The 21,864-nt window shown below is 68.6% G+C and carries 16 protein-coding genes and 1 riboswitch; of the genes, 7 read left to right on the top strand and 9 right to left on the bottom strand.

What is annotated here, in order from left to right:
• Positions 1–75: 75 nt before the first annotated feature.
• Positions 76–870, top strand: a complete 795-nt coding sequence (locus E7T09_RS05385; protein ID WP_136388063.1) for a xanthine dehydrogenase family protein subunit M — start codon at positions 76–78, stop codon at positions 868–870.
• Between the two features lie 73 nt (positions 871–943).
• On the opposite strand, the gene E7T09_RS05380 is transcribed toward E7T09_RS05385, so the two are convergent.
• On the bottom strand, positions 944–1,600 hold the full coding sequence (locus E7T09_RS05380; RefSeq protein ID WP_136388062.1) for a DUF1345 domain-containing protein: 657 nt from the start codon (positions 1,598–1,600) through the stop codon (positions 944–946).
• A 260-nt stretch (positions 1,601–1,860) separates the two neighbouring features.
• On the opposite strand from E7T09_RS05380, the gene E7T09_RS05375 reads away from it, so the two are divergent.
• From E7T09_RS05375 to E7T09_RS05365, 3 genes are all read left to right on the top strand, one after another.
• Positions 1,861–4,989 (top strand): DEAD/DEAH box helicase, encoded by a 3,129-nt coding sequence (locus tag E7T09_RS05375; protein WP_136388061.1) that lies wholly within the window; start codon positions 1,861–1,863, stop codon positions 4,987–4,989.
• A 316-nt stretch (positions 4,990–5,305) separates the two neighbouring features.
• A complete protein-coding gene (locus tag E7T09_RS05370; protein WP_136388060.1) occupies positions 5,306–5,824 on the top strand; it encodes a hypothetical protein in 519 nt (172 codons plus the stop codon).
• 135 nt (positions 5,825–5,959) lie between these two features.
• The gene (locus E7T09_RS05365) at positions 5,960–7,783 is read left to right on the top strand and encodes a glycoside hydrolase family 13 protein (RefSeq protein WP_136388059.1); all 1,824 of its coding nucleotides are present in this window, start codon (positions 5,960–5,962) and stop codon (positions 7,781–7,783) included.
• Between the two features lie 29 nt (positions 7,784–7,812).
• Here the strand turns inward: E7T09_RS05365 and E7T09_RS05360 are convergent, their stop codons facing one another.
• The 8 genes from E7T09_RS05360 to E7T09_RS05325 all read right to left on the bottom strand — a co-directional run bounded on the left by E7T09_RS05360 (position 7,813) and on the right by E7T09_RS05325 (position 18,411).
• Entirely contained in the window at positions 7,813–8,412 is a 600-nt protein-coding gene (locus tag E7T09_RS05360) for a hypothetical protein (protein WP_136388058.1), read from the bottom strand.
• Between the two features lie 14 nt (positions 8,413–8,426).
• Positions 8,427–12,812, bottom strand: a complete 4,386-nt coding sequence (locus E7T09_RS05355) for an alpha-2-macroglobulin (protein ID WP_136388057.1) — start codon at positions 12,810–12,812, stop codon at positions 8,427–8,429.
• A 56-nt stretch (positions 12,813–12,868) separates the two neighbouring features.
• Complete coding sequence (locus E7T09_RS05350; protein ID WP_168734705.1) at positions 12,869–13,624, bottom strand: DUF1175 family protein; 756 nt, start codon at positions 13,622–13,624, stop codon at positions 12,869–12,871.
• A 218-nt stretch (positions 13,625–13,842) separates the two neighbouring features.
• Entirely contained in the window at positions 13,843–14,841 is a 999-nt protein-coding gene (locus E7T09_RS05345; protein WP_136388055.1) for an alpha/beta fold hydrolase family protein, read from the bottom strand.
• Positions 14,838–16,178 carry an O-acetylhomoserine aminocarboxypropyltransferase/cysteine synthase family protein gene (locus E7T09_RS05340; protein ID WP_136388054.1) on the bottom strand — a complete coding sequence of 447 codons (1,341 nt, stop codon included), beginning with the start codon at positions 16,176–16,178 and terminating at the stop codon, positions 14,838–14,840. Before E7T09_RS05340 ends, E7T09_RS05345 begins: the two co-directional genes overlap by 4 nt.
• Before the next feature lie 128 nt (positions 16,179–16,306).
• Positions 16,307–16,415, bottom strand: a riboswitch (SAM riboswitch).
• A gap of 130 nt (positions 16,416–16,545) precedes the next feature.
• Positions 16,546–16,932 (bottom strand): Fur family transcriptional regulator, encoded by a 387-nt coding sequence (locus E7T09_RS05335; RefSeq protein ID WP_136388053.1) that lies wholly within the window; start codon positions 16,930–16,932, stop codon positions 16,546–16,548.
• A 79-nt stretch (positions 16,933–17,011) separates the two neighbouring features.
• Positions 17,012–17,671, bottom strand: coding sequence for a hypothetical protein (locus tag E7T09_RS05330; protein WP_240741623.1), 660 nt, complete (start codon positions 17,669–17,671; stop codon positions 17,012–17,014).
• Positions 17,668–18,411 carry a phage holin family protein gene (locus E7T09_RS05325; protein ID WP_136388052.1) on the bottom strand — a complete coding sequence of 248 codons (744 nt, stop codon included), beginning with the start codon at positions 18,409–18,411 and terminating at the stop codon, positions 17,668–17,670. Before E7T09_RS05325 ends, E7T09_RS05330 begins: the two co-directional genes overlap by 4 nt.
• A gap of 79 nt (positions 18,412–18,490) precedes the next feature.
• Between E7T09_RS05325 and E7T09_RS05320 the strand changes: the two genes are divergently transcribed.
• From E7T09_RS05320 to crtI, 3 genes are all read left to right on the top strand, one after another.
• On the top strand, positions 18,491–19,171 hold the full coding sequence (locus tag E7T09_RS05320) for a class I SAM-dependent methyltransferase (protein WP_370293721.1): 681 nt from the start codon (positions 18,491–18,493) through the stop codon (positions 19,169–19,171).
• 66 nt (positions 19,172–19,237) lie between these two features.
• Complete coding sequence (locus E7T09_RS05315; protein WP_240741666.1) at positions 19,238–20,125, top strand: phytoene/squalene synthase family protein; 888 nt, start codon at positions 19,238–19,240, stop codon at positions 20,123–20,125.
• A gap of 70 nt (positions 20,126–20,195) precedes the next feature.
• A complete protein-coding gene (crtI, locus tag E7T09_RS05310; RefSeq protein WP_136388051.1) occupies positions 20,196–21,863 on the top strand; it encodes a phytoene desaturase family protein in 1,668 nt (555 codons plus the stop codon).
• Position 21,864: the final 1 nt, after the last annotated feature.

Genomic DNA, 21,864 nt, shown 5'->3' with positions numbered 1-21,864 from the left:
CGACTGTCCAGAGCCCCAGCGCCGCCGCCCCATCGACCAGAGCCCACAGCTCATGGCTCCGTCCCGGAGGGATCCATGTACCCAGCGAACTTCGACTACCAGAAAGCCGAAAGTGTCGACCAGGCCATCCAGGCCCTCGCCGCCAATCCCGACCTGAAGATCATCGCCGGCGGCCACTCGCTGCTGCCCGCCATGAAACTGCGCCTCGCCCAGCCGCCCGCCCTGCTCGACGTGTGGGGTCTGAAGGAACTCAAGGGCATCACCCGCGACGGCGACTGGTTCGTGGTCGGCGCCATGACCACCCACGCCGACGTGCTCCGCAGCGACCTCCCGCTGTTCCCCGAAGTCGCCGGGTGGGTCGGTGACCCGATGGTTCGCAACCGGGGCACCATCGGCGGCAGCCTCGCCCATGCCGATCCCAGCGCCGATTATCCCGCCGCCGCCCTCGCCCTCGGCGTGGAATTCGTCATCCGTGGCCCGAATGGCGAGCGCACGGTGAAGGCCGACGACATGTTCACCGGTATGTTCGAGAGCGCCGTCCAGCCGGGCGAACTCCTCACGCACATCCGCATTCCCGCGACCATCCAGGCCTCGGCCTACGAGAAGTTCCGGCACCCCGCCAGCCACTACGCCGTGGTCGGTGTCGCCGTGGCCCGCCATGCCGACGGCGAGGTGCGCGCCGCGTACACCGGCGCGGCCGAACGCGCCCACCGCCTGACGAAGCTGGAAGACGCCGTGAAGAACGGGACGGCCGTCCCCACTAGCCTCGTGGACGCCGGAGACCTGCTCGGTGACCGCTTCGCCAGCGCCGACTACCGCGCTCATCTCGTGGACGTGCTGTCCGCCCGCGCGATCAAACGCCTCGGCTAAAACCGTCGAATGGGTGCGCCCCCGGCTCCGGCCGGGGGTGTTCGTTGCTGTCGCGTCTGGTGCTGGGCGGGCGCTACTGGATGAGGCCCGCGATGCCGTTGATGGTGACGGCGATGATCACGGTGCCGAACACGAAGGAGAGGATGGCGTGGCCGAGCAGCAGGCGGCGCATGCCACGGGTGTTGAGGTCGGTGTCGCTGACCTGATACGTCATGCCGATGGTGACGGCGAGGTACGCGAAATCCCAGTAGGTGGGTTCCTCGAGTTCACCGTCACCCTGAGGAAACACGATGCCACGGCCGTCGCGGTAGTACCTGCGGGCGTAGTGGAGGGTGTACTCGGTCTGCACGAGCAGCCACGACGCGGCGACCGTCAGAACCGCCAGACCGGTGTACAGGAATTCGGCGGCGCCCTTGCTGCTGTGCGCATCCGAGAGGAGAAAACCCACGCCGACGAGACTGACGACGGCGGCGGTGGTGGTGATGGTTCCCGCCAGCGCGCGGGAATCGTCTTCGAGGGTGGCGAGTTCTCGGGTGCGGGCGGGGCCGGACCGCATCATCTTGGGCCACAGCTGAACCATGACGGCGGTACACACGACGATCCAGCCGGTGAGAAGGCGGGCATCGAGCGTCCAGGTGGGCGGGGTGAGCAGGCCGGCTGCACTTCCGATGACGAGCGCGATCAGCATGCGCCTCAAAGCATGCCGACGCGGCGGGTTGGGCAGGGACATGGGTGGAGCATAGCGATCTGAACGCTGCCATGGGCGGGCATGACGGTGGGGTAGTGTTCCCTGCCCGCAGCGCAGGTGTCATGCTGCTGGGATGAACGACCGGACTCGTGCGTGGCTGCGGCGGTGGCTGCCTGTCATCACCTTTCTGCTGATGGGGGCGCTCGCGCTGGCGCAGTGGTGGCTGGGTGCCCATCCCGGCTGACCTTGCCTAAGTCTTTTCGCTCTCGGTTCGCTGTGGTCACGGCGCGTAAACTCTTCAGGTGACTGTCGCCGCGCCCAACCTGTCGAAACTGCTGCCCGCCGCTCCGCCCGGAAACCTGCTGCTGCTTCCGCAGGTGGCGCGGGCGGCGCTGTTCGCGGCGTTTCCGGGGCCGGCCGTGCTGCTGACCACGCCGGATCGCCTTGGCAGTTACGCCACGGCGGGCGCCCTGGGGGCGCCGGTGACCGTGAATCCCGGCCTACGCGACTGGGACGCCCGGCACGAGCACGTGGTGCTGGACGTGAACACGGCCCTCGACCTGTTCCCGGCCCGTCCGGAGGATCACGCCCTGAACTTGCGGGTGGGAAGCAGTTACCCGCGTGAAGCGCTGCTGGAGCGCCTGGAACGGCTGGGGTACGACCGTGGAGAGGAACCCGGCTACGAGCTGCGTGGCGACACGCTGGAACTGCGCCTCGCGCCCGGTGCGGGACTGCCCGCCGAGGCCGAGGCCGGTCTGTGGGTGCGCGCCGAGTTCTTCGGCGATGAACTCGACACCCTGCGGCTGCTGGCCCCCGGCGAACTGACCGGCGAGAAGGCGCAGTTCTTCATCCTGGAGCCAACGCCCGAGTACCTGACGGAAGTGAAGTGGGACGCCACGCGCCTGGAACTGCTGCCGGGCCGGGTGTTCCTGGATTCGCCCGAGTTCTACGCGAGCAGCCTGGGCATCCTGACCGACACGCTGTGGCCCAGGCTGGCGGCGCGGGAGGTCACTTCGTTTGGCCGCGCGCCACTGGGCCTGCCGGATCTCGACACCGGCCTGACCGCCCTGCCCTTTTACCGCGCCCGGCTGAACGACCTGGAACGCGACGTGACCGAGTGGCGGCAGGCGGGCTACCGCGTGTTGATCCTCGTGCGCCATGACCGCACTGCCGCTTACCTCGCCGACAAACTGCTGAACACGCACGAGATTCCCTGGTTGAAGATCCCGCGCGTGGAGGAAGGGCAGGTGGGCTTCCTGCGCGCGGCCGGCGAGGGTGGCTTCGCCATTCCCGAGCACCGCACAGTCATCCTGACGGAAGACCTGATCTACGGCTTCCAGGGCGGCAGCGCCCTGCGCGGAAAGCGGCTGGGCGGCAAACCCGTCACTGACGCGCTGGGCCTGCACGTCGGAGATTACCTGATCCACCCGGAGCACGGCATCGGGCAGTTCCTGGGGCTGGAAACGCTGACGGTGCTGGGCGTCACGCGCGATTACCTCGATCTGGAATACCGGAATGGCGCGCACCTGCGCGTGCCCATCGAACAGTTGCCGGTGCTGCGCCGTCACCCCGGCACCACCGACGATCCGCCCGTGCTGAGCAGCTTCGACAAGAAGGACTGGGCCAGGGCCAAGGATAAGGCTCGCAAGAACGCCGAGGAGGTCGCGGGGAAACTGCTCGTGCAGTACGCCGCGCGGCAGGTCACGCCCGGCAATGCCTTTCCGCCGCAGCCCGAGTGGGACGAGCAGATCGCGAAGAATTTCAGCTTCGACCTCACCGCCGATCAGGTCGTGGCCCTGAAGGACACCATGCGCGACCTGGAGAAACCCAACCCGGCCGACCGCCTGATCTCGGGCGACGTGGGATTCGGCAAGACCGAGGTCGCCCTGCGCGCCGCGCACCGCGTCGTCGGCCACGGACGACAGGTCGCCATCCTGGTGCCCACCACCCTGCTGGCCGAGCAGCACACCAGTACCTTCATCGAGCGCTTCAAGGGCCTGCCCGTGCGCGTCGAGGGCCTGTCACGCTTCACCAGCCCGCAGCACGCCCGCCAGATCCTCAGCGACCTGAAGGCCGGCAAGGTCGACATCCTGATCGGCACGCACCGCCTGCTGTCCGGCGACATCGAATTCAAGGATCTGGGCCTGATCATCGTGGATGAGGAACACCGCTTCGGGGTATCGCAGAAGGAAAAGCTGCGCGCCCTGCGCGGCCTGCCGCCCATCACCAAGGAAGGGAAGATCGAGATTCCCGAGGGCATCCGGGCCGTGGACACCCTGGCCCTCTCGGCCACGCCCATTCCCCGCACGCTGTACATGAGCATGGTCGGCCTGCGCGACATGAGCAGCATCCAGACGCCTCCCAAGGGCCGCCGCCCCATTCAGACGGTACTCACGCCCTTCGACCCGATCACGGTCCGCGACGCCATCGTGTCCGAGATCGAGCGTGGCGGGAAGGTCTTCTACATCCACGACCGGATTGCCAGCATCGCCGCCCGCAGCCTGTACCTCCGAACGCTCGTGCCCGAGGCGCGCATCGGCGTCGCGCACGGCCGCATGAACGAGGAGGAGCTGGAGGAGATCATGCTGGGCTTCGAGCAGGGCGCCTTCGACGTGCTGCTGTCCACCACCATCGTCGAGACCGGCCTGGATATCCCCGAGGCGAACACCATCCTGATCGAACGCGCCGACCGGCTGGGCCTGGCGCAGCTCTACCAGCTCCGGGGCCGGGTGGGTCGCCGCAGCGTCAGCGCCTACGCGTACCTGTTCTACCCGCCGCGCCTGACCGAGAACGCCCAGCGCCGCCTGTGGGCCATCGCCGACCTGCAAGACCTCGGCTCGGGCCACCTGCTGGCCGAAAAGGACATGGAGATCCGCGGCGTCGGCAACATCCTCGGCGAGGAGCAGCACGGACACGTTCAGGCCGTGTCCATCGACGTGTACACCGAGATGCTGGCCGAGGCCGTGGCTAAACTCAAGGGCGAGAAGATGCAGGCCCCCGTCAACATCAGCATCGACCTCCCGATCAACGCCCGCCTCAGTCCCGAATACTTCGAGCAGGACGAGGAAGCGCGCATCGCCACCTATGGTCGCCTGAGCGACAGCCGCACCCTTCAGGCCATTTCCCGTGTCGAGCGCGACCTCCGCAAGAAATACGGGCCGCCCACGCCGGAAGTCCAGAACTTCATCGACCTCGCTAAGCTGAGGCTCACCGCCGCCGCCAAGCGCGTGCTGAGCATCGGCGGCACCATGACGGAACTTCAGGTCACCTTCGCCTACAAGACACTGGATTACGACGCCGCCGGGCTAAAACGGTATCCGCATAAGACTGAGGTTCAGACCTTCCCCCCTAGCGTGAAAATCGAGAAGCGCGGGATCAAGCCCGATGAGTATGCGCGGACGTTGATCGACCTGCTGGGGTACTTCGGCTAACAGCCGGTCACGGCGCGGTCACATGGACTCGGCCATTCTGTCGGCGGAGGTCAACCATGAACTTGATTGCGGTAGACGTGGTTCACAACGGCCAGCCTGTAGGACGATTTGGCTTTTATGTCATCCCAAGGGTAGGAGAGGAGGTGACGCTCCAGGGAATTGGTGGCCCCCACAAAGTTCTACGGGTACTCCATTTCGGAGACGGAGTCGCTGATGCCGTCCTGCCGCCGCCCATTCAGATCCATCTATGACCCGTGCCCTCGCTTCTCTCCTCCATGCCGAAGCTGTGCGGCGGGGCCAGCGTTCCGGTGACACGTTGCCTGACGAACGAGAGGTCTTTGAACTCGTGCGCGACATGCCCTACGCGCGGGCCAGCACGCACGCGCCCGAAACTGTGATTGACGAGTGGTGTGGCACCTGCTCGACCAAGCATGAACTGCTTGCGGCGCTGTACGCGGAACTGGGCCTGTCCAGCACCATCTACGCCTGCACACAGGAAATCCGGCTGCCCGAGGGCGCGGCGCCTGAACTGGCGGCGTGGAACGGTGAGCTGGTCATCGACATCCATAATTACCTCGTGCTGCATGAGCCCGGCGGCGACCGCCTGATCGACGCGACGTGGCCGCTGGCGGCTCGGGCGGCGGGGTTGCCCGCCAACGAGTGGGGTTCAGACATGCGAATCGCCTGCATACCGCTGGAAACGTGGGCGCTGTCTCCTGGCCAGGATGTGGCCGCCTTCAAAGACGCCAGACTGCGCGAGCGCTACACGTCCGAGCAACTGGAACGGCGGGACGAATTCATCCGGGCGGTGGGTCGGCTGTTCACGGGCAAGTGAGATCTGGCCTGGATAGGCAGGCGCGCGGTGGAGATGGTGCAGAGCCGGTGTCCATTCCGGCGACTTAAAGACGGGCTGACGGATCCGCTGGCTCTATGGGAAGATGCGGCAACACGTCTTCACGAGGAGCCTGATATGTCCGGAGCGCACTGGCTTTTCCCCCATCACGACGGCTCGGAAACGTATGTGCCCGAGCCGCACGCCCGGCTGGGTGGCACGGTGGACGTGCTGCTGCGGGTGCCCCACGGCAGTGACGTCACGAGTGCCTGGGTTCGGGTCATCAATGACGGCGAGCCGGAACTCGTGGCCGCCTCGCTCGACCGGCGCACGGCCCGTGATACGTGGCTGCGCGCCCGGCTGCCCGTGGTGAACCCGGTCGTGAGCTACCGCTGGCTGCTCGACGGCGGCCCCTACGGCTACCAGTGGCTCAACGGTTCCGGCCTGCAGCAGCATGACGTGCCTGATGCCGCCGATTTCCGCATCAGCGTGTTCGAGCCGCCGCCGTCGTGGGCGACCGACACCATGTACCAGATTTTCCCCGACCGCTTCGCCCGGGCGGTGGAGCGGTCGGCCCCAGCGTGGGCGGTGCCGGCGGACTGGGACGACCCGGTCATCGGGGAGGGACCGGACACGCCGCGCCAGTTCTACGGCGGCGACCTCGACGGCGTCGCGGCGCACCTCGACCATCTGGCGTCGCTGGGCGTCGGCACCATCTACCTCACGCCGTTTTTCCCGGCCGAGTCGAACCACCGCTACAACGCCTCGACCTTCAACGAGGTCGATCCCCTGCTGGGCGGCGACGAAGCGATGGCCCGGCTGTCGGCGGCGGCGCGTGAGCGCGGCATGCACCTCATGGGGGACCTGACCACCAACCACTGCGGCAACACGCATGAGTGGTTCCAGGCCGGACTGGCCGATCCCGATTCTGCCGAGGCGGGCTTTTTCTTCTACACCGAGCACCCGCACGCCTACGACGCGTGGTGGGGCATGCCGGAGATGCCGATCTTCGACCACCGCAGCGCCGAGCTGCGCCGCCGCCTGTACGACGGCCCCGACTCGGTGGTCGCGCGCTGGCTGGGGCCGCAGGCGCTGGCCGCGTGGCGCATCGACGTGGCGAACATGACCGGCATCCACGGGGACATCAACCTCAGCCATCTGGTCGCCACCACCATCCGTAAGACGATGGCCTCGGTCACGTCCGAGAACTTCCTCCAGGCCGAATCCAACCACGACGCCAGCCGCGACCTGCTGGGCGACGGCTACCAGGGCACCATGAACTACGCGGCCTTCACAAGACCGCTGTGGCAGTGGCTGCTGCCCCCGCAGGAGCAGCCCTACCGGCACACCAAGTACCCCGTGCTGCCCAACCTGCCGGGTGGCCCCGTCGTGGCCGCCATGCGCGCGGTCTCGGGCGTGACGCCGTGGCAGGCCACGCTGCACGCCATGAACCTGATCGGCTCGCATGACACGCACCGCATCGCCTCGCTGCTGGGCGATGCGCGGCTGGTGGACGTCGCCTTCGGGATGCTCGCCGCGTATCCCGGCGTGCCCATGATCTATGCCGGCGACGAACTGGGCCTGGAGGCCATGGGGCCAGAGTACGCCCGGATTCCGATGCCGTGGGCGCACCCGGAGCGCTGGAATACGCACCGGCTGGAGTCGACCCGTGCGCTGTTCCAGGCCCGCGCCGCCAGCGAGGCCCTGCGGCGCGGCGGCCTGCGCTGGCTGTGGGTGGGCGACGACGTGCTGGTGTTCCTGCGCGAGGCCCCCGGCGAGACCGTGCTGGTGCAGGCCGCCCGCGCGTCCTACAAGCCAGTGCGGTTGCCGGTGGGGGTGGTGGGCACGCACCTGACCGGACTCGCCGGCACGCCCGACGTGGAGGCCGGTGCAGATGGCACCGTGGCCCTGCCCGCCGACGGCCCGGCCTTCGGCCTGTGGCGACTGGCGGCGGTCGAGTAATCGGCTCCGCACTCGGCTGAGCCGCGGCGTCAACGTCCGTGCAGGATCGCCCTCCATCCCAACGTCCTCACCCGTGTCCTCGCCCGACGCGTGGCCTCCCGGTACGCTTCGCCCGCTTCCCCAGGCGCACGTCCCAGTAGCCTCGCATCGAGTTGTGCTTCACTCAGGCCGCTCAGGCCGGTCGGTTCGGCCGAATCCCCCGCCGCCTCGCCGCTGAACAGCCGGGCCAGGCCCTCGGCCAGCCAGCGGGGAAGACCGTGCGGCTGCGCGGTGTGGAAGCCCTCGTGGCGGATGGTGAAAGCCAGAATGCCCCGCGCGGCTAGGGCGCTCAGCCGCTGCATGGTAATGGTCTGCCCGCGCGTGCTGGCGGCGATACTGGCGGGCTCGCCGGTCATCCGGGCGAAGTCGGCGGCGTTGCTGGCGACGTTGATCTTCACAGCTCCTGCCGTCAAGCCCAGTGCATTCAGGTCAGCGGCGGCCCTGTCCCAGGTGCGGAACACCAGCGGAAGCTGTGCCCGGTCGCGGCCGTCGGCATACGTAACGGTCAGGGTGCCGTGCGTGACCGTCACCGGAGCGGCCTGGGCGATGACGCTGGCGGCCAGGGCGAGGGCCGCGATCCACCTGGGCACGCGCCCCAGGAGCATCAGCGGTCGCGAACCGTGAAAGTCGCGGCGGGGCCGTAGCCCTCCACGCCGGGGTCGTACATCAGGAAGGCGTGGGCGGGCAGGGCGGTGAAGGTGCCGGGTGTCTGGGCGCGCAGTACGTAGGTCATGGTCTGGCGGCCCTCCAGGTAATCGGCGTACAGATCCACGCGGTCGTCGAGCAGGTCGCGTCCGGCGTACCAGTAGTCCCAGGTGTCCCAGTCGTACCCGTCGCGTTCCTTCAGGCCCGCGATGGTCAGGCTGCGCTCGTCCAGGGCCTTCATGCCCGCGGGAATCGGATCGCTGACCAGCAGATACCGCGCCGTCTGGTCGGGCTTGACGCTCAGGGTAACCAGAACGAGATCGCCCACCGTGACCGGCTGGAACTGCCCTCCCTTCAGGAGGGGCGTGCGGGCGTACGTGTAGCGTTTGTTCTCGGCGTCCCACTGCGGCGTGAGGCGTTCGTAGGTGCGGCCCAGCGTGATCCCGCGGCCGGTGATGGCGTTCAGCGTGGCCGGTTCGCGCGAGTAGCGGAGCTGGCCCGAGTACGTCAGGCCCGCCGGCGCTCCCTTCAGCGAGATGGTGTGGGTTCCGGCACTGAGTTGCGCTGACGGGACGGCGAGCGTGGCCCCAGCCGGCGTGCCGAGTTGCACGGTCTGAAGGGACTTGCCGTCCACCTGCACGTCCACCGCTGCCGGGGCGAGGCTGGCCGCTCTGGGCAGGCTCAGCGCGGCGATGATGACGCTGGTGGTGTCCTGCGTGCTGACCCAGCGCGGCCCCTGGCGGTTCTGCAGCAACCACTGCGACACGCCGGGAATGAGCGGGCTGGCGGGTTCGAGTTTCGCCAGGGCTTCCAGGGCGGTGGCCGTCACCTGGATCCTGTTGTCGTCCCAGTACCACCACCAGTCGTCGGCCGACCGGCCCGTGTCCCAGTACACCAGGCCGCCCCGCGTGGTGCCCAGGCGGGCGGCCTTCAGGCGGGCCAGGGTGTCCAGCGCCGCCTGCCGCTGCCCGGCCCGGTTCAGCGCGAGGCTGAGCTGCGCGAGGCTGTACGGCGTGAGTTCCTTGCGGCGTGCGAAGGCGCTCAGCTGGGCCACGTTCACCCGTCCGGCGTCGGCCAGGGCACGGTAGGCGCTGGCGCGATCCGCCTGCCGTTCGTCGGGATCGCCCACGTGGGCGGCAAGGTACTTCAGGCCGGTGTCGAGTTCCGAGTTGTCCACCTTCGCGCCCACGGCCTTGGCGCGCATCAGGCCGCTGACGACGTACGCACTCATCTCGAGGGTGCTGGCGTCGTTCTTCCAGAAGTTCCAGCCGCCGTCCTCGTGCTGGAAGTCGGCCAGGCGGGCCAGTCCGGCCTCGGTGATGGCCTTGAGATCCCAGCCGTTCTGGGTCACGACGTCGGCGCCCAGCGACTGCCGGGCGAGCAGGGCGGGCAGGAATCGGCTCATGGTCTGTTCGGTGCAGCCGTAGGGATAGCCGACCAGATACTCCAGGGCAGGAGAGACCGCCGACAGCAGCGAGGGCGTCAGGCTCAGGTTCAGCCCTACGGTCTGCGCGGCGGCGTCACGCGGCACCGTGAAGGTCATAGGCGTGCCCGCGCTGCCGGTGAAGGCCCTCGTCTCCTCGTACCCACGGGCCTTGACGGGCAGCGGCAGTTTCAGGGCGTCGTTTCCGGCGGGCGTGCGGGCGGTGAAGGTCACGCTGGCCGTGCCCGCCTGCGTGGCGCGCACCACCGTGTCCAGCCGGGTGCGTCCGGTCGCGTCGGCATGGAAGCTCGCCCCGCCCGGCGTGAGGGCCGCGCCGCTCACGCCCGTCAGGCCGCTGACCGCCAGGGTCGCGCGGCCGTCCACCCCCTGGCCCAGGGTGTTGTTCACGACGCCCGAAAGGGTGACCTGATCGCCGCGCACCAGGAAGGGCGGCAGGCTCAGGCGGGCGATCACGTCCTTCGTGACCAGGGTGCTGGCCGTCGTCTGCCCGAAGCGTGGCGAGGTGGTCTGGGCGCGTACCGTCGTGATCCAGGTGGTCAGGTTGTCCGGGTACTTGAAGTCCACGCTGGCGTTGCCCTGCGCGTCGGTCAGCAGGTTGGGCACCCACAGCAGCGTGTCGCGGAAATCCTGGCGTGGCGTGACCTCCGCCTGGGCGGGGGTGGCACGGGCGGCCTCTTTGCTCTGGGCGAAGGCCGCCTCGGTCATGGGCGCGGCGGGTCGGGAGGCCACCGGGCCGGTCTGCTGGAAGGTGAAGTCCAGGCTGGACTGCGTGCCCACGGCATTGTCCTGCGGAGCGTCGAAGACCTGCAGGAGGGCGGGGCTCTGGTCGGGCTCGATCAGGTAGATGGCCTGATCCACCACGCCCAGCGCGAGTTCGGCGCGGACGCCCTTGCCGGCCGCGTCGTGCACCTGCACGTTCAGCCGGGCGGCCTCGCCGGGCGCGTAGCGGGCCTTGTCGGACTTCACGCTCACGCTCAGGTCAGCTCCCACGCGCGGCACCTTCACGCGCTTCTCGGCGGCATGGAAACTGCCGTCACCCAGCGAGGCCGCCGCCACGTAGATGTTCGGGGTCATGTCGGCCGTGACCTTGAACGAGTAGCTCAGGGTCGCGCCCTGACTGCGCAACACCGTCCACTGGCGGAGCGTCTGGCCTTCCAGCGTCAGCAGCACCGGGGAGCCCGGCGTGGGATTGCCCACCAGTACGGTGGCGGTGTCGCCCGCCCGGTACGTCTTGCGGTCGAGGGTCAGGGACATCTCGCGGTAATTCCAGCCCCAGTCCTCGCCGGGCTTCGTGATCCACAGCCAGTTCTCGCTGGTGCTCCGGCGGCCCTGGGCGTCCTGCACGGTCGAGCGCAGCACGTACCCTCCGCCACGGGGCGCACGCAGGGTGGCGCTGCCCACGCCCGTCGCCCCCGTGCGGGTTTGCGTGCGGGCCAGACGCTGCTCGGTCATCACCCACTTGCCCTTCACGTTCTGCCAGTCCTGCCGGACGAGGTCCAGCGTGACCTGTGCGGCGCGGCCCGCGTCCTGCAGGTCACGCGTGTCCAGGCTCACGTGTATGGCCTTGCCCGCGTCGTACACGAAGCTGTCGGTGTCGGCCTGTACGTTCAGGGCCGCCGGGAAGGCGATCACCTGGGCCTGCCCGCTCACAGTCTTGCGGGACTCGTCCTCAACGTCGGCCTCCACCCGGTAGCTGACCGTCTGGCCCTGTGAGTCCTTCTCCAGCGGCAGCTCCAGTACCAGTTCACCGCTGGGGTTCAGGCGCGTTTCCTCCTGCACCACCAGATCGGAGCCGTAGTCCGGGCCGCCGCTGTCCGGCGGCAGAGAGTCGCTGTCGAAACCGGGCGGGTAGTACGGCGCGCGCGTCACCGAGTAGTTCACCTTCGCGCCCGACAAGCTGCCGCCGAACAGGTACTTCGCCGAGATCCGCACGCTGACCTTGTCGCCCTGCACGGCTGCCCTACTATCCGGCGTGACCGTCACCTGGTATTCGGGTTTCTGGTACGCCTCCACCTGGAACGATCCGTCCACGCTCAGCTCGTCCGAGTCGAACTTCGCGGAGGTCACCACGAACCGGTACGCCCCGAGCTTCGCTCCGGCCGACAGGTCGAAGCCCGCGTGCACGCCGCCGAGCGCGTCGCTGGTCAGCGTGCCCCGGTAGATCTCCTCCTCGTTCTCGTTGAGCACCTTGACCGAGACCGGCGTGGCGGCGAGCGGGGTCAGGGTGCCTGCCCGGCGCAGCACGCCCTTGAACTCCACGTGTTGACCGGGCCGGTACACCGGGCGATCCGTGTACATGTACCCGCGCACCCTGGGGGCCGCGTAGCCGTTCCAGCCGGAATCCGTGATCGCCCACTGGTCGCCGTACTGCGCCAGGAAGACCTGTTCCTTGCCCAGCGTGCCCTTCCAGCGCGCCAGGCCCTGGGCATCGGCCACGACCCCCGTGTGCCCCAGCGGCCAGATCCGCGCCGGGCGGGGCCGCCCGCTCTGCTTGTCGGCGGCATACACCAGGGTCGTGGTGGCGTCGCGTTTCACCACCAGCCCCAGGTTCGACACGATCACGACCTGACTGGTCTTTCCAGCCCGCACCACGTACACGCCGCTGGGCACCCGTCCGAAGTCCAGCTGGCTGCTGCGGCCCAGGCGCACCGACCGCACCCGCTGCGTCCGCCCGCTTGCCGGCAGCACCGGGCTGTGGGCGTCCTGGTCGGCGGTGAACATGGCGCCCGGATCGAGCACCCGGTCGAGGGTGAACAGCGTGCCGGCCGGTGCGTAGACTTCGACCTTCAGGGGCTCGGCAGTCGAATCCCGCCCGCCGTAAATCGAGATGTTCTGGGCCGGTGCGATGTTCGAGAGCAGCAGTCCGGTGATCAGGGTGCCCGCCAGCCAGGGTCGTTTCATGGTGGTCCTTGTGGGGTGTGAAGGGGTGGAGGAAGACATGCAGGCCGGGCAGAGCGCTAATGCATGATCCTCCACCGGTACACGCCCAGGAAGTCTGGATTGGATGCCAGCGGGTGAAAGGCCGCGTCCCGGAACTTCAGCAGCGTCGCCACCGAGATCAGGCGCACCCGCCCCCCCTCGGCCGGACTGGCGCCCGTGTGGTACACGACCATTCCGCCGCCCAGGTACACCATGCTGTGGTACGAGTGCAACTGTGGCCGCAGAAAGAACAGCACGTCGCCGCGCTTCGCCTGCGCCGGGTCACGCGAGACCCGCGTCATCGAGTAGTTCGCGAGGTACTGCGCGCCCGTGCGGCCCACCAGCCGCCCCTGCTGGATGTCGTCCCTGCGGTACGCGCCGGGCGCCACCCGGAAGACTGAGCGGCCGATGACGGGCAGCGGATAGCTGAGGTTCTCCACCGGTGGCAGGCTGGGCCGTGGCAGGTATTCGAACTTGGCGTACCACGCCGGATCGTGCGGCATGAGCGCATTCACGAAGGCGTAGCGTACCAGCCCCGAGCAGTCTCGGTCGGTCCAGTCGGCGTTCATGGCGTAGTACTGGCTCTCGGCGATACTGGCGAACCAGTCGGCGAACCGGTCGCGATCCTGGCCGACCAGCCGGGCGCTGTCCGGGTAGCCGAGGCGGTTGGAATCGACGTCCGGAACCTGGGTGGGAGTGGTGGCAGGGAGGGCGATGGCGCCCTGAAGCAGTGCGGCGCAGGCCAGCAACGTGAGGGTGTTCCGAAAGGCCAGCCGTACCGCGAATCCTGCCATGTCAGCCCCCTCCCCGAGGCCAGAGCGCAACCTTCCATCACAGTGTAGAAAGTCCGGCGCTGCGTCCTTCATCCAAAGGATGTAGGGCCACGATGCTCCCCGAAGGGGCGGTAACAAATCGGAGCACGGTGGCACCAAACCACCGTGACGGATGCCGTCTGGGAGGGCGGAACCGTCGTTCTGGGATCGGGAGTGGCCGTGCGGGACGAAGCGGGCGGTCAGCCGTGCAGGAAGTCGCGCACCACGTCAGGCAGGGCCTGCGCGTCCATCAGGAACGCGTCGTGCCCGTGGATCGAATCCAGCTCCCAGTACGTGCTGCGAGGCAGCAGGGCCGCCTGCTCACGCACTTCGGCGGCGGGGTACAGGACGTCGCTCGAAATCCCCACGGCCAGCACCGGCGCCTGGATGGAACGCAGCTCGGCGTCCGTCGGCTGGAAGGCGTCCATGGCCCGCGTGAGGGTCACGTAGGTCTTCTCGCAGAAGCGGGCCAGCAGCTTCTCGCCCTGGTGTTCCAGGTATGACGTGATGGCGGGCACGCCGCGCGTGCGCTGGCCGGTCTGCGTCAGGGCAAAGCTCTGGGGACTGCGGTACGAGAGCATGGCGATCTGCCGCGCGACCTTCAGGCCCTCGCCGCCGGGCGCGGCACGGATGGCGCTGCGGGCGGCGCTGTTCAGCCCGATGGCCCACGGAGAGTGCCGGGCGGGCGCGCCGATGATGACGGCCCGCTCCACCAGATCCGGGCATTCGAGCAGCCACGCGTACGCCAGCAGGCCGCCCATGCTGCTCCCGATCACGCGGACGCGCCGCACTCCCAGATGGTCGAGCAGGGCACGGCCCACGCGGGCCATGTCCGGCAGGCTGATGGAGATGTCGCCCAGTTCCGAGGCGCCGGTGGTTCCGGCACAGCCGCCCAGGACGTTCGCGCACACGATGAAATCCTGCGTGGGATCCAGCGGCTTGCCGTGTCCCAGGAACTCCGGCCACCAGTCGTGCACGGCGCTGGTGCCGGTCAGGGCGTGCAGCACCAGGGTGGCGTCCTCACGGGCCTTGCCATACGTGTGGTACGCGACGCTGACGTCGCTCAGCACCTGTCCGCAGTCGAGCAGCAGGGGCTGGTCATGGAACAGGGTGACGTGGCGCAGTGGACATCGGTCGTCGGTCACGTCGTCTGGGTGCGGGTACAGCGCCTCCGGAGCGGGGTGGGGAAGGGCAGTCATGCTCCGCCCTCGGCCAGTTCCGTCTCGGAGAGTTCCAGGGCGGCGGCCAGTGCCTGCGCGAAATCGTCCTTGATGTCGTCGATGTGCTCGATGCCGACCGACACCCGCACCAGGCCCGGCGTGACTCCGGCGGCCTTCTGCGTGACCTCGTCGAGCTGCGAGTGCGTGGTGCTGGCCGGGTGGATCACCAGGGTCCGGGTGTCGCCCACGTTCGCGACGTGCTGCGCGAGTTTCACCGAGCGGATGAAGGCCTCGCCGGCCGGGCGTCCGCCCTTGAGTTCAAAGGTCAGGACGGCCCCGGCGCCGCGCGGCAGGTAATGCTGCGCGCGGTCGTAGTGCGGATGGTTGCTCAGGCCGGGGTACGTGACCTTCCGGACGTCCGGGTGCGTGGCCAGCCAGGACGCCAGGGCAGAGGTGTTCTGCGCGTGCCGTTCGGCGCGCAGGCTCAGCGTTTCCAGGCCCTGCAGGAACTGCCATGCCTGCTGCGGCGCGAGGGTCGGCCCCAGGTCGCGCAGGCCCTCGGTGCGGGCGCGGATGGCAAAGGCCACGTTCGGCAGGCCCAGGGGGTTGCCCTCGCCGAAGGTCGCCCAGAAATCCAGGCCGTGATAACTGGGGCTGGGCTCGGTCATCAGCGGATAGCGGCCATTCCCCCAGTCGAAGTTCCCACCGTCCACGATGATCCCGCCGATGCCGTTGCCGTGCCCGCCGATCCATTTGCTGGCCGAGTGCACCACGATGTTCGCGCCGTGTTTCAGCGGCTGGCAGTAGTAGCCACCCGCGCCGAAGGTGTTGTCGACCATCACGGCCACGCCCTGCTCATGCGCGGCGGCGGCGATCGCCTCGAAGTCCGGGATGTTCAGCGCCGGGTTCCCGATGGTCTCCAGGTACACAACGCGGGTCTTGTCGTCGATCAGCGCGGCGAATTCTTCGGGTTTCTCGTTCTTGCTGGTGAAGCGCACCTCGATGCCCAATCTCCGCAGAGTCACGCGGAACTGGTTCACCGTGCCGCCGTACAGGTTCGGCGTGGACACGATGTTGTCGCCCGCCTGGGCCAACGTGGTGATCGCCAGGAACTGCGCCGCGTGTCCGCTCGCCACGGCCAGCGCCATCACGCCGCCCTCCAGGGCCGCCATACGCTCCTCCAGCACGGCGTTCGTGGGATTCATGATGCGGCTGTAGATGTTCCCGAAGGCCCGCAGGCCGAACAGGTCGGCGGCGTGCTCCGGCGACTCGAACACGTAGCTGTTGGTGGGATAGATCGGTACCTGTTGCGCCCCGGTGGTCGGATCCGGCTTCTGGCCGGCGTGGACTTGCAGGGTCTCGAATTTCTGGGGCATGGCGGGCTCTCCTCGCAGGACTGGGGGGTCTGGGAGGGCCGGCCATTCAAAGGCAGACCCCCTCTCGGTGGCACGAGAAGGGGCGTGGAACGATTTCACGCGTGACCTTCCCGATCGATCCCGCCTGGTGGTCATCGTTGACCGGGTCACAGGGGGCTGGCCTTGGCACCGTGACGCAATGGGATCCGGTTGCCGCGCCGTCAACGAGCCAGGTCTCTCGGGCGCTCTCGATAGGGTGGCCTCCACGCGGGAAGCACGAACGCAGGGTACCGCCGCGGAGCGGGGAAAGGCAAGCCTCGCCTTCAGGTCAGGACAGGAGGAGGCGCCTTCGTCGACCGGAGTTCAACCGCTGATCCCGCGACCGCACTCAGCGGCCGGACGCACAGGTCGGGCAGCGGCCGTACAGCGTGACCTCATGTGCCTCGACCACGAAGCCGCCCGCGTACACCGTGCCCGCCGGGATCGAGACCGGGCAGGCGTGCAGCGTGAACACCCGGCCGCAGACCGTACACAAGAAGTGGTGGTGATGCCCGCGGCCGCTCGCCTCGTACAGGGTCTCGCCGTCCAGCGTGACCGGGTGGACATGGCCTTGGTCGCTCAGCAGTTTCAGGGTGCGGTACACGGTCGCAAGGCCCACGCTGGGAACATCGGCTTGCGTGCGCACCAGGATGTCTGCCACAGCCAGCGGCCCTTCCGCTGTCTCCAGCACACGGGCGATCACGTCACGCTGGCGGGTGCTGCGCGGGGCGGTCATCACTCCAGGGTAGCAGGCCCGTTCTCAGGGCATAGATCGGCCGCCCACCATGAAGCAGTGGGCGGCCGGATGCTCCGGTTCAGCGGCGGTTGGGGTTGGCCAGCTCGTCGGCCCCGATCACGCTGCCCTGTGCTTTGGCCTCGACCACGCTGGGCGGATGGGGCAGCACGCCGGGATGAACCGGTGTGGGCGCTGTGGCGGCAGGCGGGGTTGCCTGAACAGACGGGCCCGCCGCTGGGACGGAGGGTGGAGCACCCACGGCGGTCGGACGGGCCGGCGTGGCATTGGTCTGGGCAGCGCGCGGGGGAATGGCACGGATGCCCGTGGACGGTGTCGGTGCCGTGCCCGACCTGTCCAGCAGGCTCTCCGCGAGGCCTTCGAGGCGCGGCGTGATGATCCGGTCGGTCAGAGTCTTCACCGCCAGCGTACCCAGCGTGGCGACCAGGGCGCCTCCGATCCCTCCACCGCCGGACTGGGATTTCTGGGCCTTGATCAGCGCCTTCTGGTGCTTCACCGGGCTCTCGGCATCCACATAAATCCTGCGGCTGCGGCGGAACTGACGCCCGACCACGATCCCGATCAGGGCACCGACGGCAGAGGCGCCGCCCAGCATCTTCAGGGGTTCTTTCTGCATCTGCACGTGCAAGTTGGCCTGCTCGCTCAGGGCGTCGATACTCGCGCGGAGCTGCTCACGGGCGGCCTCACGCTCGGTCATGCCCGCGCGGTCGATCCCGGTCACGATTCCTGCCCCTTGCGCATGTCGTCCTGGTAGGTGGGATCGGTGCTGACGGGAATGCCGGGCACGTCGCGTTTTGCGGCGGGCTCACCCTGCGAGGGGCTGCCATGTTCCTTGCCCGCGATCTTCTCGTTCAGGCCGCTGCCGTAGTTGGAGGGAGTGCCATCTGGCTGGCTCTCGTAGACGGGCACGGTGGTCGTGCCGCCCTCGACGCGGACGGTCGCCTGCCCTGGCCGCTCGGCGACCACGCGGTTTTCGGCTGCCGCGTGATCCTGCGCGTCGCGGCGCAGTTCCACCTTACGGCCCTGGGGCGTCTTGTCGTCCGGGGCGCTGGCCGGGCCAGCCGGAGCGGGCGTGCTGGGCGTGGACTGGTCGTGCGTGTCGTCGCTCATGGCGGGCCTCCTAACCAGGGGTTCTTCCGTCTTCACTTCCGCGCCTAGGCGCTGCATGCCCAGGAACACCAGCGCTCCGGTCAGGGCGAAACTGAACAGGGCGATCAGCAGCGCCGCGAACCATGGGCCGGCTCCCAGGCGGATCAGGCCGTAGAAGACCGCCAGGATCAGGAAGATCAGGGCCATGACCAGCGGACCAGCCGAGGCCAGCAGCAGCACCACCCCCAGGCCCTTGGCCTTGGCGATGTCTCCGGCCTTGCGCGCCACACCATTGATCTCCGATTTCACGAGGGTCACGCCTGCGTCGAACACATCGACCAGTGCGCTCCCCATACTCTTACGTTCTTCCATGCAGCCCTCCACTCCCGTCCGCCCCCTGACCGCGCGGGGCGATACAGACCGACTGAACTCCACCAGCATAATGACTTGCATGGACGCTTCGGGCCAGCGCAAAGAAAACCTGAACTCCGGCCCACCCAGCCTGACGGCCGCCCAGCGGAGCAACTTCGCGCCCCTCACGGCCCGGACGTACACCGCGTGGCGGCGGCGTTCACTGGGACTGCTGGCCGGGCGACCGTTCTCTCTAGCACAGGAGACCGCCCTGTTCCTGGGCCAGTGCCGCCCCCAGCCCGGCGAGTGGTGGCTGGATGCGGGCACCAGCACCGGGTTCTACGCCGGGCTGCTGGCCCGCGCGGGATGCCGCGTGCTCGCCGTGGATCTCAGCCCGGCCATGCTGCGCGAGGCCGCCCGGCAGCAGCCGCATGACCACATCGACTGGGCGGTCATGAACGTCGAGTCGAATGACCTGCCCGAAGGCCGCTTCGACGGCGTGACGGTTGGCGCCACCCTGAACGAGACCCACGACCCGGCGCGCTTCCTGCAGGGAGCGGCCCGCGTGCTCCGGCCGGGCGGTCAATTGTGGATGATGTACCTGCTCCGCACGGCCGGCCCGGTGCAGAGCGTGCTGTCGGTGCCGACGCTGGGCGGCCTGCACTTTCCAGATCCAGCGTGGGTGAGCGCGGATCTGCCCGGATGCACGCTGGTGCATGGCCTGACCCTCGGTGCGGTGCGGTTCGAGCGGTATCTGAGACCCCCCGTGGCCAGTCTGTAAGAAAATGAGACGTTTCCCGCCCCGCGTTCCGCATACACTCGCGGCAAGGACATCCCTGTGACTGACGTGAACCCTGCCCCCGCCGCGCCCGCCACCCTTCAGGAGGCGGTGGCGCACTGCCGGGACGTGACGCGGGCGCACTCCAAGACCTTCTACCTCGGGTCGCGGTTCTTCCCGTCCCGCCAGCGGCAGGCCGTGTGGGCCGTGTACGCGGCCTGCCGGGACGGCGACGACATCGCCGACGAACTCAGTGGGGAGCACGCGCAGGTGGCCCTGGCCGACTGGTGGGCCAGGACGCAGCGCGCCTTTCACGGCCCCCCCGGCCCCCACCCGGTCGAGATGGCGCTCGCGTGGGCAGCCCAGACCTACGACATCCCCCTGGCGGCCTTCGAGGAACTGCACGACGGCCTGCTGATGGACGTGTGCGGGCACACCTTCGAGGACATGGACGACCTGACCCTGTACTGCCGCCGCGTGGCGGGAGTCGTGGGCTTCATGATCGCCCCGATCAGCGGCTACCACGGCGGGCCGCGCACGCTGGACTATGCCCTGAAGCTCGGGCAGGCCATGCAGCTCACGAACATCCTGCGGGATGTCGGCGAGGACCTCGCGCGTGGCCGCGTGTACCTGCCGCTCAGTGAGATGAAGCGCCACGGCGTCACGCGTACCACCCTGGAGGCCGGAACGGTCACGCCCGAGTACCGCGCGATGATGCTCGACCTCACGGCGCTGGCCCGCGAGTGGTACGCGCAGGGCCGCCGGGGCATTCCGCTACTGCACGGCAGCGCCCGGCTGGCCGTGGCAACCGCCGCCCGCGCCTACGAGGGCATCCTGGACGACCTGGCCCGCAACGACTTCGACAACTTCGGCCGCCGCGCCTATGTGAGCGGCCCGCGCAAACTGCTGATGGTGCCGCGCGTGTGGTGGGAACTCCGCAGCCCGCCCCTGCCCTGAGCGCCCTCTGCCCTGACTCCCGACTTCACGTTCACGCCGCGCCTCCCGGTCGGCGGGAGGTACCTCACGCATGACCCCTACACCCCGCCGCAAGTCGGCCCTGATCATCGGTTCCGGCATCGGTGGCCTGAGCCTGGGCATCCGCCTGCAAGCCCTGGGCTTCGACACGACCATCCTCGAACGGCTCGACCAGCCGGGCGGCCGGGCCTACCAGAAGCGCACGCCGGACGGCTACGTGTTCGATATGGGGCCGACCGTGATCACCGTCCCGCACTTCATCGAGGAACTGTTCACCCTGGAGCGTGGCGCGGGCGGGCTGGGGGAGCCCGACTACCCGCCGCATGTGCTGGACAGTGAAGCCCGCGTGCGGACGGGGGAGAGCGGCGGCCCCCGCACCCGCGAGTACGTGACCCTGGTGCCGATCCTGCCCTTCTACCGCATTTGGTTCGACGACGGCACGTACTTCGACTACGACGGCGATCCGGCCAGCACCCGCCGCCAGATCGGCGAGCTGGCCCCGGAAGACCTGGCCGGCTACGAACGCTTTCATGCCGACGCGAAGGCCATCTTTGAGCGCGGTTTCCTTGAGCTCGGTTATACGCACTTCGGGGATGTGGGCAGCATGCTGCGGGTCGTGCCGGATCTGCTGCGGCTGGACGCTGTGCGGACCCTGTTCGGCTTCACCCGCAAATACTTCAGCAACCCGAAGATGCGGCAGGTGTTCTCCTTCGAGACCCTTCTGGTGGGCGGCAATCCCCTGAGCGTGCCCGCCATCTACGCCATGATCCACTTCGTCGAGAAGACCTGGGGCATCCACTACGCCATGGGCGGCACCGGCGCCCTGGTGCGCGCGTTCGTGCGGAAGTTCGAGGAGCTCGGCGGGCACATCGAGTACGGGCAGGGTGTGGACGAGATCCTCGTCACGGACGGCCGGGGCCAGCCCGTCCGCCATCCTCTGGGGAAGCGGGTGGCGCGCGGCGTCCGGCTGGAGACTGGCGCGGAACGACACGCCGACATCGTCGTCAGCAACGGCGACTGGGCGAACACCTACCTCCGGCGCGTGCCCACCGCTGCCCGGCTCGTGAACAGTGACCTGCGCGTGAAGGCCGCCCGGCAGAGCATGAGCCTGCTGGTCATCTACTTCGGGTTCCGCAAGGACGCTTCAGATCTCAACCTGCGCCACCACAACATCATCCTGGGGCCGCGCTACGAGGAACTGCTGACCGAGATCTTTGGGAAGAAGGTGCTGGGCCAGGACTTCAGCCAGTACCTGCACGTGCCGACCCTGACCGATCCCAGCCTCGCCCCCGAGGGACACCACGCGGCCTACACGCTGGTGCCAGTGCCGCACAACGCCAGCGGCCTGGACTGGACGGTGGAAGGCCCGAAACTGGTCGAGCGCGTCTACGACCTGCTGGAGGAACGCGGGTACATTCCGAACCTGCGTGGGCGCCTGACGCACAGCGAGTTCATCACGCCCGACTACTTCGAGGGCGCGCTGGATTCCTACCTCGGAAACGCCTTCGGCCCGGAGCCGGTGCTGATCCAGAGCGCCTTCTTCCGCCCGCACAACCGCAGCGAGGACGTGCGCAACCTCTATCTGGTCGGCGCGGGTGCGCAGCCTGGTGGCGGCACGCCCAGCGTCATGATGTCCGCCAAGATGACCGCGCGCCTGATCGCCGAGGATTTCGGCCTTCACCCCGACGTGCGGGATGGCGTGCCGGGTGGAGCGGACTGAC

Source organism: Deinococcus sp. KSM4-11 (genome assembly GCF_004801415.1).
Classification (GTDB): Bacteria; Deinococcota; Deinococci; order Deinococcales; family Deinococcaceae; genus Deinococcus.
The sequence above is the reverse complement of the archived record's forward strand: the minus strand, read 5'-3'. Positions and strand labels throughout refer to the sequence as shown.